The 10751-nt window shown below is 67.5% G+C and carries 12 protein-coding genes and 1 pseudogene; 7 read left to right on the forward strand and 6 right to left on the reverse strand.

The features are described 5' to 3' along the window. The 3 genes and pseudogenes from WA944_RS00010 to WA944_RS00020 form a co-directional block, all read left to right on the forward strand. Positions 1 to 593 (forward strand): RecB family exonuclease (locus WA944_RS00010; RefSeq protein ID WP_526373808.1); only part of this gene is annotated, 593 nt, incomplete at its 5' end. After that, complete coding sequence (locus tag WA944_RS00015; RefSeq protein ID WP_526373809.1) at positions 590 to 1384, forward strand: acyl-CoA thioesterase domain-containing protein; 795 nt, start codon at positions 590 to 592, stop codon at positions 1382 to 1384. The genes WA944_RS00010 and WA944_RS00015, both read left to right, overlap by 4 nt. A 99-nt stretch (positions 1385 to 1483) precedes the next feature. Beyond that, positions 1484 to 1782: pseudogene (locus WA944_RS00020) on the forward strand (NADPH-dependent FMN reductase); the annotation flags it as partial. Here WA944_RS00020 and WA944_RS00025 read toward each other — a convergent pair. The 6 genes from WA944_RS00025 to WA944_RS00050 form a co-directional block, all read right to left on the reverse strand. Further along, positions 1766 to 3145, reverse strand: coding sequence for an FAD-containing oxidoreductase (locus WA944_RS00025; protein WP_526373810.1), 1380 nt, complete (start codon positions 3143 to 3145; stop codon positions 1766 to 1768). The pseudogene WA944_RS00020 and the gene WA944_RS00025 sit on opposite strands and share 17 nt — an antisense overlap. A gap of 8 nt (positions 3146 to 3153) precedes the next feature. Further along, positions 3154 to 3636: a DUF4126 family protein gene (locus WA944_RS00030; protein WP_526646026.1), complete on the reverse strand. Its 483-nt coding sequence runs from the start codon at positions 3634 to 3636 to the stop codon at positions 3154 to 3156. Between the two features lie 64 nt (positions 3637 to 3700). Next, positions 3701 to 4576, reverse strand: coding sequence for an ATP phosphoribosyltransferase (gene hisG / locus WA944_RS00035; RefSeq protein ID WP_526373812.1), 876 nt, complete (start codon positions 4574 to 4576; stop codon positions 3701 to 3703). A gap of 2 nt (positions 4577 to 4578) precedes the next feature. After that, positions 4579 to 4860, reverse strand: coding sequence for a phosphoribosyl-ATP diphosphatase (locus tag WA944_RS00040; protein ID WP_526373813.1), 282 nt, complete (start codon positions 4858 to 4860; stop codon positions 4579 to 4581). Between the two features lie 39 nt (positions 4861 to 4899). Next, the gene (locus WA944_RS00045; protein ID WP_526373814.1) at positions 4900 to 6507 is read right to left on the reverse strand and encodes an MFS transporter; all 1608 of its coding nucleotides are present in this window, start codon (positions 6505 to 6507) and stop codon (positions 4900 to 4902) included. 93 nt (positions 6508 to 6600) lie between these two features. After that, entirely contained in the window at positions 6601 to 7284 is a 684-nt protein-coding gene (locus WA944_RS00050; protein WP_526610288.1) for an HAD family hydrolase, read from the reverse strand. 81 nt (positions 7285 to 7365) lie between these two features. Between WA944_RS00050 and pbuX the strand changes: the two genes are divergently transcribed. From pbuX to WA944_RS00070, 4 genes are all read left to right on the forward strand, one after another. After that, positions 7366 to 9270 carry a PbuX/PucJ/PucK family nucleobase permease gene (gene pbuX, locus WA944_RS00055; RefSeq protein WP_526373816.1) on the forward strand — a complete coding sequence of 635 codons (1905 nt, stop codon included), beginning with the start codon at positions 7366 to 7368 and terminating at the stop codon, positions 9268 to 9270. Next, the gene (gene uraD, locus WA944_RS00060; protein WP_526373817.1) at positions 9271 to 9789 is read left to right on the forward strand and encodes a 2-oxo-4-hydroxy-4-carboxy-5-ureidoimidazoline decarboxylase; all 519 of its coding nucleotides are present in this window, start codon (positions 9271 to 9273) and stop codon (positions 9787 to 9789) included. It abuts the gene before it with no gap. Further along, entirely contained in the window at positions 9786 to 10109 is a 324-nt protein-coding gene (gene uraH, locus WA944_RS00065; protein WP_526373818.1) for a hydroxyisourate hydrolase, read from the forward strand. The genes uraD and uraH overlap by 4 nt, the downstream gene beginning before the upstream one ends. 15 nt (positions 10110 to 10124) lie before the next feature. After that, positions 10125 to 10751 (forward strand): FAD-dependent monooxygenase (locus tag WA944_RS00070; protein WP_526646028.1); only part of this gene is annotated, 627 nt, incomplete at its 3' end.

The raw sequence follows: 10751 nt of genomic DNA on the forward strand, positions 1-10751 counted from the left end.
CGTTGCACGCCGAGCTGCTCGAGCAGGCGCGGAAGTTGCTGTCGGGGTACTACCGGCTCGAGGATCCCACCCGCTTCGACCCGCAGAGCTGTGAGCAGCGCGTGGAGGTCGAGCTCGAGGACGGCACGCTGCTGCGCGGCTTCGTCGACCGAATCGACGTAGCTCCCACCGGTGAGGTGCGGGTGGTGGACTACAAGACGGGCAAGGCACCGCCGGAGGCACGGGCGCTGGCCGAGTTCAAGGCCATGTTCCAGATGAAGTTCTACGCGGTCGCCCTGCTGCGGTCGCGCGGCGTGCTGCCCACCCGGCTGCGGTTGCTCTACCTCGCCGACAGCCAGGTGCTGGACTACTCGGCCGATCTCGACGAACTGCTGCGTTTCGAGAAGACGTTGATGGCGATCTGGCGGGCCATCCAGTCGGCCGGTGTGACAGGCGACTTTCGGCCGCAGCCGTCGCGGTTGTGCGACTGGTGTGCCCATCACGCGCACTGCCCGGTGTTCGGCGGCACTCCCCCGCCGTATCCGGGTTGGCCCGAGGTGGTCGACGAGGGTGACCCGGACACCGTGCTGCAGGCTGCGGAGCCGGCTGCGTGATCGACTGCATGTTCCGTCGGCACGGCGTCGACGGGGAGGACGAACTCTTCGTGTCCACCGACGGGACCCGCAGCAACTGGGATCCCGAGATCCAGCACGGTTCCCCGCCTCTGGCATTGCTGACCAGGGCCATCGAGAACCTCGCCGCGGGGTCGGGGCTGCGGATCGGCCGACTCACGCTGGACATCCTCGGGCCCATCCCGGTGGCCATCGTCCGGGTCCGGGCACGGGTGGACCGGCCGGGCAGCCGGATCTCGATGATGTCCGCCGAGATGCTCACCGACCGCCCGGACGGCAGCCGCCGACCGGTTGCCCGCGTCACCGCCTGGCTGCTCGCTCCCAGCGACACCGCGGACGCCGCCACCGACCGATACCCGCCGCTGGTGGAGGGCGATCCGGAGCCCGTCGCCCACGCGTGGGAGGGGGCGCCGGGATATCTGCAGGCGGTCAGCTGGCGCAGGCAGGCCACCGAGGAGGGTGCGCCTGGTTCGGTCTGGCTGAGTCCTCTTGTACCGCTGGTGGATTCGGAGCCGACGACGGCGCTGCAGCGACTGGCGATGGTGGTCGATTCGGCGAACGGGATAGGCGCCGCGCTGGACCCGCAACAGTTCGTCTTCATGAACACCGACACCGTCGTGCATCTGCACCGCCTGCCTTCCGGGCAGGACTTCGGGCTGCGGGCGCGTGGGTCGATCGGCCCGGACGGCATCGGGGTCACCACCGCGGAGATCTTCGACCGGCAAGGATTCATCGGCACCTGCGCACAGACGCTGCTCGTGCAGCGCCGATGATCGACGAGGCCCGCCGGCAGTTCGAGCTGGCCTGGTCGCTGGCCGAACTTCACCTCGCGGCTCCCACCACCTCTCCGTAGGACGCTGAGCCGGCCGCGCTCCGGCGCCAAGAGCGGCGACAAGGTCCAGTCCCTGGTTTCGCTCGCGGTGTTCGCCGCCCAGCACCACACGACTGGGTCAACCTGGGCCTGGGCGCCGGGTGGAACAGCTCGAACAGCAGTGAGCACGACCTCAACCGGCTGGGGTTCTGGCTAGGCGCCGGCGCGGCAACCGATGTGGACGCCGACGCAGACCGGGTCCACTCCGCGGACAAGGCGACCTGTCGACACCTCGGGCAGCGCGTCGCCGAGGTCACCCGGCAGCTGATCGCCGGGCGGGTGGCTACTGCAGCGGCTTGAGATCCTGCAGCATCGTGGGCACCAGCTCGCCGACGGTCGGGTGGATGTGCATCGTGCGGGAGATCGCGGTGTAGGGCAGTTCGGCGGTCATCACATCGAGGATGTCCTGCACCACCTCGTCCCCGCCCACACCCAGGATCGCGGCCCCGAGGATCTGCTCGGTCTCGGCGTCGACGACGACCTTCATGAAGCCCTGCGTCTCCCCTTTCTCGACCGCCCGGCCGACGCGGGTCATCGGGCGCTTGCCCACCAATGCTCTGCGGCCTGACCGGCGGACCTCCTCGACGGTCATCCCCACGCGGCCCAGCGGTGGTTCGATGTAGAGCGCATAGGTGGTGACGCGGTCGCTCACCTTGCGAGGGTCATCGTCGAGCAGGTTCGCTACGACGATCTCGAAGTCGTTGTAGGACGTGTGGGTGAAGGCGCCTCGTCCGTTGCAGTCCCCCATCGCCCAGATGTGCTCGACGTTGGTCCTCAGTTGGTCGTCGACGACGATGTAGCCGCGGCGGTCGGTCGTCACCCCGGCCGCCTCCAGCCCGAGGTCGTCGGTGTTGGGTTGGCGACCCACCGCGACGAGCACGTGGCTGCCGGCGATCGGTTCCGCACCGTCTTCGGGGGTGACGGTGAAGCCGCCGGAATCACCGTCGCCCCTGGCGAAGCGGATCCCGTCGGCGCCGAGCACCACGTCGATGCCCTCGTTCTCCAGGATGTCCTTGATGGCCGCGGAGACGTCCTCGTCCTCGCGCGCGGTCAGCCGGGGGCCCCGCTCGACGACGGTCACCCGGGCTCCGAACCGCCGGTACATCTGGGCGAACTCCAGCGCGATGTAGCTGCCGCCGATGACCACCAGATGCTCAGGCACCGTGTCGAGTTCGAGGATCCCGACGTTGGTGAGGTAATCGATGTCAGCCAGCCCGGGCATGTCCGGTGCCACAGCGCGGCCACCGACATTGAGGAAGATCCGGTCGGCCTCGAGGAGCCGGTCGTCGACCCGGATCGTGTGCGGGCTCTCGAAGCGCGCGTGGCCGCGGATCAGCGTGGCGCCCTTCATCCCCTCCAGCCAGGACTCGATGCCCTCCCGGTCGCCGTTGCTGATGCGGTCCTTGCGCGCCTTGACCTTGGCCATGTCGACGGTGACGGGGCCGGTGTTCACTCCGAACTCGCCGCCACGCCGGGCCAGGTGTGCCGCGTGCGCGCTGGCCACCAGGGTCTTGGTGGGGATGCAGCCGGAGTTCACGCACGTCCCGCCGACGAGCTTGCGTTCGATCACCGCCACGGTCTGGCCTGAGGCGGTGAGCCGGCCTGCCAGCGGCGGACCCGCCTGGCCGGCGCCGACGATGATCGCGTCGAACTTCTCTGTCATCTCACGTCCTAGACAAGGCTGACGAGGAACGCGACCAAGAAGCCCCCACCGACGGCGAGGGCGTCCTCACCGAACGCGCCGGGGCGGTCGTTTCCGTTGTTGGCGGAGGCCACCCGACCGCGCAGCGCGGCACCGCCGAGAGTGCCGAGCACGGCGCCGATCACGCCCGCGCCGGTCGCGCTGAAGGTGTGGAAGAAGGCGCTGCCGATCACCGCGCCGGCGAACGCCCCGGTGATCAGCCGGCTGACGAACTGCACCGGAGACCTGCGGCTCGGTGTCTTCGGCAGCTGATCGGTGACCAGCTCAGCTGCCAGGAAGATGGTCAGCACCGTCACGGTGATCGGATGTGCCATCCACTCCGACCACTTGTCGGCGACGTCGATCCAGCCGAGCATCGCGCCCCAGGCGACCACGGCCGGAGCCGTCATGGCGCGTAACCCCGCGATCACACCGATCGACAGCGCCAGCAGTATGACGAGGGCTTGTGTCATCGGACCTCCGGGCGGTGGACGGACCTCCGGACGCTAACACGGGCGACCGCGCCACGCGTCAAGATCAGAAGCGGCAGAACCTGATGTCGGAGGCCAGGATCGCCTTGGCGCCGATCGCGGCGATCTCATCCATGATCGCGTTGACATCCCGCCGGGGAACCAACGCCCGCACCGCGACCCAGGCCGGGTCGGCCAGCGGAGCGATCGTCGGGGACTCCAGCCCTGGCGTGACCGCGGTGGCTCGCTCCAGCAGAGTGCGGGGGCAGTCGTAGTCCAGCATCAGATACTGCTGGCCGAACACCACACCCTGGACGCGCTTGGCCAATTGATCGCGGGCGGCGGCCTTTTCGCCGTTGCCACCGGATCCGCCCGGCCCGTCCGAATCGTCTCGCTCAATCAGCACCGCCTCGGAATCACACAGCGACTCCCCGAATGCCGCCAGGTCGTGCAGGCCAAGGGTGCGACCGGAACCGACCACGTCGGCGATCGCATCGGCGACGCCGAGCTGCACCGAGATCTCCACGGCGCCGTCGAGGCGGATCACCGTCGCCTCGATCCCCCGGGCGGTCAGGTCTTTTCGTACCAGGTTGGGGAACGCGGTGGCGATCCGTTTGCCCTCGAGATCCTCGACCCGCCAGGACCGTCCTCTGGGGGCCGCGTACCGGAACGTCGACGAACCGAAGCCGAGCGCCAGCCGCTCGCGCACCGGCGCCACGGATTCCTGGGCGAGATCGCGGCCGGTGATGCCGAGGTCCAGCTGACCGGAACCGACGTAGATCGCAATGTCCTTGGGCCGCAGGAAGAAGAACTCGACCTGGTTCGCCGGGTCGACGACGGTCAGGTCCTTGGTGTCGGTGCGACGCCGATACCCTGCCTCGGACAGGATCTCGGCGGCCGGCTCGCTGAGCGTGCCCTTGTTGGGTACCGCCACTCTGAGCATGCTCACAACTTCCGGTAGACGTCGTCGAGCGTCAGGCCCCGCGACACCATCAACACCTGCGTCCAGTACAGCAGCTGGCTGATCTCCTCGGCGAGCGCCTCATCGCCCTCGTGCTCGGCGGCCAGCCACACCTCACCGGCCTCTTCGAGGATCTTCTTGCCGATGCCGTGCACACCCTTGTCGAGCGCTGCGACGGTGCCGCTGCCGGCGGGGCGGGTGCGCGCCCGGTCGGTCAGTTCGGCGAACAGCGCATCGAAGGTCTTCACGGGCAGCGATTCTTTCATGCCGCTCGTCTAGTCCGCGAACAGCCGGTCAGCGATCGCTCAGGTCTGGGTGGGCTCGTGGTGCCGGGCGTCGCTGTGCATGTCCTCGAGAGCCTTGCCCTTCGTCTCCCCCACGAACTGCCAGACGAACACCAACGACAACACCGCACACAGGGCGTAGAACCCGTACGCCAGTCCCAGGAAGTCCCGCAGGCCCGGGAAGGTGACGGTGATCAGCCAGTTCGCCGTCCACTGGCCGGCCGCGGCCAGCCCCAGTGCCGCGGCGCGGATGCGGTTGGGGAACATCTCGCCGAGCAGCACCCAGACCACCGGCCCCCACGACATCCCGAACGCGACGACGAACAGGTTCGCGGCCACCAGCGCGACCGGCCCGGCGATGTCGCCGAGCTGTGGTTGGCCGTCGACCTGCGGTGCGGTGCCGAAGATCACCGCCATGGTCCCCAACGTGAGGGCCATGCCGGTCGAGCCGACCAGCAACAGTGGCTTGCGACCGACCTTGTCGATCAACGCGATCGCGACCAGGGTGGTCGCGATGTTGGTCACCGAGGTGATGACAGTGATGGTGAAGGACGAGCTCTCGTCGAACCCGACCGCCTGCCAGAGCACGTTCGAGTAGTAGAAGATCACGTTGATACCGACGAACTGCTGGAAGATCGACAGGCCCAGGCCGACCCAGACGATGCCCCAGAGGCCGCCGATCAGCGCCACCCCGATGACCATCGCGAGGAACACCGCCGCCAGGGGCCAGGCGCCGACGCCGAACGCCGCCACGGCGAGCACCACCAACAGCGACAGCAGCCACCACAGGTACCGCCTGATGAAGACGACCGGGGTCGACGACGTCGCACCCTGGCGCAGCGGCCGGGACAGATCCCGCCACGACGGCGGATCCTCGGACCGCAGTGAGTCCTGGATGCGGCTGATGGTGATCTCGAGGTTCTTCTCACCCAGCAACCTGGTCAGGACCCGGCGGGCCTCCGGGATCCGGTGCGTGGCAACAAGATAGCGCGGCGACTCGGGAATCGTGAAGGCCAGCAGGCCGTAAGCCAGCGCCGGGATGATCTCAGCCAGGAACATCCAGCGCCACGCCTGCATACCGAGCCACAGCTCCTGATTGGAGCCACCGGCGATCTCGGCGAGCGCCCAGGCAACGGCCAGCGCCACGAAGATGCCGGACACGATGGCCAGCTGCTGCAACGAGCCGAGCCGGCCGCGGATTCTCTCGGGAGACGTCTCCGCGATGTAGGCGGGGGCGATCACCGAGGCGATGCCGACGGCGACACCGCCGACGATGCGGAACACCACGATCACCCAGATGTCGGTTCCGATACCGGTCACGATCGCGCTGATCAGGAACAGCGCGGCGGCGATCTTCATCACCCACAACCGGCCCATCGCGTCGGCGAGCCGACCCGCGGTCAACGCCCCGACAGCGGCACCGAGCAGCGCCGAGGCCACCGCGAACCCCAGCGTCGCGTCATCGATCCCGAACTCCTCCTGCAGCGCACCGACGGCGCCGTTGATCACGGCGCTGTCGAAGCCGAACAGCAAGCCGCCGAGCGCGGCCACCGACGCCACCCGGGCGGCGCTGCGTCCGGAACTGAATTCGTTGTCGACGGGAAGCCCGCCCCCCACTCCGCCACCCATGACACGTCCCTTCCACACCGAGGTATGAGAGATAGATCACAGATACGATCGCACAATGCACCCCTGTAGGGGCGGACTTCGCGATCGCCGCCGTCAGGCGGTGCGCCCCGGCCACTGCCGGTCGATTTCGGCGTGAATCCTGCGGAGGTCGGCGGTGGCGAGCTCGGCCAGCGAGCCGACCTGTCTGCGGCGCCGCCCGCCCGGCACCGGGACGTCGTTGGGCACTACGAGCACCGCGCATCCGGCCTCTTCCGCGGCCGCAGTGCCGGTCACCGAGTCCTCCACCGCCAGGCAGTCCGACGGCTCGACACCGAGGAGTTCGGCGGCACGCAGGTAGGGATCCGGCGCGGGCTTTCCGTTCGGAACCTCGTCACCGCACACCGATACCGAGAAGTAATGACGGCCAATGCTGTTGAGGGCCCGCTCGGCAAGCTCCCTTTGGGTGTTCGTCACCAGAGCCATCGGAGTGCGTTCGGCCGCAAGCGCTTCCAGCATCTCGCGGGCTCCGTCACACCACGGCAACCCGTTGTCGAACAGTCCTGCGGTGTGGTCGTGCAGCCAGCGGATGGACTCCGCCATCGCGTCGGGATCCGGCTCCAGGTCCAGTTCCGCGTAGACGGTCACCATCGTCTCTTCGGCAGAAGCCCCGACCAGCGCTGTCCTGGTCTCGCGGCTCATCACCCCGCCGAAGGACGCGTAGAGCGTGGAAAGTGACACGTCCCACAACTTCTCGGAGTCGACGAGCGTGCCGTCCATGTCCCAGAGCACCGCGCGCACCCGGCCATTGTGGCACGCAGAAGCAGCGGTGTGCGAACCGCTCGACATGCGAAGAGCCGCCAACTGCCGGATCCTTGGTCGATGGCGGCTCCCATCAACACCAGGCAGGCCAGGCGTGTGCACCCGGTCGACGAGGTGCTGCCCATCCCACAGCTCGCGACATACGGTTTCCAGCACGTCGTGGCCTTCTACGCCGGCGCGGTGCTGGTGCCGATCATCATCGCCGGCGCTGTCGGGCTGACCGATGAAGAACTCGTCATGCTCATCACCGCCGACCTGTTCACCTGCGGGATCGCCTCGATCATCCAGGCCGTCGGGTTCTGGAAGATCGGCGTGCGGCTGCCGCTTCTGCAGGGCGTGACCTTTGCCGGGGTGGCGCCGATCATCGCCATCAGCCTGGCCAAGGGCGGCGGCTCGGCGAGCATGGTCTACGTCTACGGCGCGGTGATCGTGGCCGGCATCTTCACATTCGCGATCGCGCCGATCTTCATCAAGCTGCTGCGCTTCTTCCCGCCGGTGGTCACCGGCACGCTGATCACTGTCATCGGTCTGGCCCTGGTGCCCGTCGGCGCCATGGACGCCGTCACCAACCCGGCGACCCATGAACCGGATCCGACCAACATCCGGTGGTTTCTCTACGCCTTGGGCACCATCGTGATCATCGTGGCGATCCAGCGGTTGTTCCGCGGCTTCCTGGCCACCATCGCCGTGCTGCTCGGTCTGGTGATCGGTTGTGCGGTCGCCTACGCGTTCGGTGACATGCACTTCGACCGGGTGGGCCAGGCCTCCGCGCTGGGGTTCACTCCCCCGTTCGTGTTCGGGATGCCCAAGTTCGACTTCGTCGCGTGCCTGACCATGATCATCGTCATGCTGATCATCGCCGTGGAGTCGACCGGGTCGACGATCGCCACCGGCGAGATCGTCGGCAAGCGCATCAAAGCCGACGACATCGGCAACGTGCTGCGCGCTGACGGGGTGGCCACCACCATCGGCGGCATCTTCAACTCGTTCCCCTACACGGCGTTCTCCGAGAACGTCGGCCTGGTGCGCCTCACCGGCATCAAGAGTCGTTGGGTGGTTGCCGCGGCCGGCGTGTTCATGATCCTGCTCGGCTTCCTGCCCAAGGTGGCTGCCGTCGTGGCGTCGATCCCCAACCCGGTGCTCGGCGGTGCGGCGCTGACGCTGTTCGCCACTGTGGCCGTCGTCGGAATCCAGACGCTCGGCAAGGTCGACTTCACCGACCACCGCAACCTGATCATCGTCACCACCAGCCTGGCGCTCGCGCTGTGGGTCACCGCCTATCCCGACATCGCGCAGGCCATGCCGACCGGACTCGACCTGATCTTCGGCAGCGGCATCAGCATCGGCGCGGTCAGCGCGATCCTGCTGAACATCGTGTTCTTCCACACCGGCTCGCGCGGGCCCCGGGTGGCCGGCGGCGGGTCGATCACCCTCAACGAGGTCAACTCGATGCCCCGGGAGCGCTTCAACGAGGTGTTCGGCCACGTTGTGCAAGACGTGCCTTGGGCTGTCGAACGGGCTTACGAACAACGGCCGTTCGCCACCACCAAACACTTGCGGGAAGCGTTCCAAGAAGCAGTGCTGACCGGCACCTCGGAACAGCAATTGAAACTGCTCAACGCCTTCCACGATCTCGGCGCCGAGGACGAGACCGGCCATGCGCTGGCCGTAGACCACACCGCGCTGTCCAATCTCGACGAGGACGATCACAATGACGTGGTGAAGTTGGCCAACCACTACCATGAACACTTCGGCTTCCCGTTGGTGATCTGTGCCCGCGAGACCGAGCACTTCGACCGGGTGCTCAAGAACGGATGGTCGCGGATGGACAATTCACCCGCTGCGGAGAGGGCCTTCGCGCTCATCGAAGTCGCCAAGATCGCCAACTACCGGTTCAGCGACCTGGTCGCCGACGCGAATCCGATTGCCGCAGCGCGGTTCAGCCGACTCGACGAACTCCTGTAGATGGCGACAACCGGACTACTCGGCATCGAAGGCTTCAACAGCCTGTCCGAACGTCAACGGATGCACCTGCTGTTCGACGTGTGCTCGTCGCCCATCTGGGCGCGCCGAGTGCTGGCGGGGGGACCGTTCCGCGATGCCGACGCGCTGCTCGACCGCGCCGACCGGGTACTGGCGGAGTTGCCCGACGCGGAGGTCGACGCCGCACTCGACGGCCACCCGCGCATCGGAGCCTCGGTATCGGCGGCCCACAGCCCCTCCTCGGCGCTCGAGCAGGCACAGGTGTCCGACGCCGACTCCGAGGTCAAGGCCGAGCTTGCCGAGAAGAACCATTGCTACGAGGACAAGTTCGGTTACGTCTACCTGGTGTGTGCCAGCGGCCGCACAGCCGAAGAACTGCTGGATATTCTCACCGAGCGCATCGACAACGACCCCGAGACCGAGCGCCGAGTGATGCGATCGGAGTTGGCCAAGATCAACCGGCTGAGGCTGTCGCGGCTGCTGTCCAAGGAGACACCGTGAACACGCTGAGCACTCATGTTCTCGACGCCGTGACCGGCACGCCGGCCGTCGGGGTCGCCGTGACGCTGACGGACGCCACCGGCGCGGCCCTGGCAGCCGCACAGACCGACGACGACGGCCGGGTCAAGACACTCGCCGACGCACTCGCCCCGGGCCGGTACCGGCTGCATTTCGACACCGGGAGTTACTTCGCCGCAAACGATGTCACCGCGTTCTACCCGGAGGTCGTGATCGCCTTCGAGATCACCGACACCGCCGAGCACCACCACGTCCCGCTGTTGTTGTCGCCGTTCGCATACTCCACCTACCGAGGAAGCTGAGAGGGTGGTCGAGTCGTGAAAGCAGTCATCATCGGGGCCGGAATGGGCGGCATGAGCGCGGCACTCGCCCTGCGGCAGATCGGAATCGACACCCGGGTCTACGAGCGGGTGACCGAGAACAAGCCCGTCGGTGCCGCGATCTCGGTGTGGTCCAACGGCGTCAAATGCCTGAACTACCTCGGCCTGGAGAGCCAGACCGCCGAACTCGGTGGAATCGTCGAGACGATGAGCTACCTCGACGGCCACACCGGCCAGACCATGTGCCGGTTCTCGATGCAACCCCTGATCGACGAGGTCGGCCAACGCCCCTACCCCATCGCCCGCGCCGAATTGCAGTCGATGCTGATGCAGGCCTACGGGCTCGACGAGATCAACTTCGGCCAGCGGATGGTCAGCGTGCACGACGATCCGGACGCCGCAACAGCGACCTTCGCCGACGGCAGCACGGTGTCGGCGGACTTCGTCATCGGCGCCGACGGCGCCAGTTCGATCACCCGCGAATACGTGCTGGGCGGCCCGGTGACCCGGCGCTACGCCGGGTACGTGAACTTCAACGGGTTGGTCGACGCCGACGATTCGATCGGTGCCGCCACGGAATGGACCACCTACGTCGGCGACGGCAAGCGGGTCTCGGTGATGCCC

The sequence above is a fragment of the Mycobacterium sp. genome, from assembly GCF_049683355.1.
In the GTDB taxonomy this organism is placed as follows: domain Bacteria; phylum Actinomycetota; class Actinomycetes; order Mycobacteriales; family Mycobacteriaceae; genus Mycobacterium.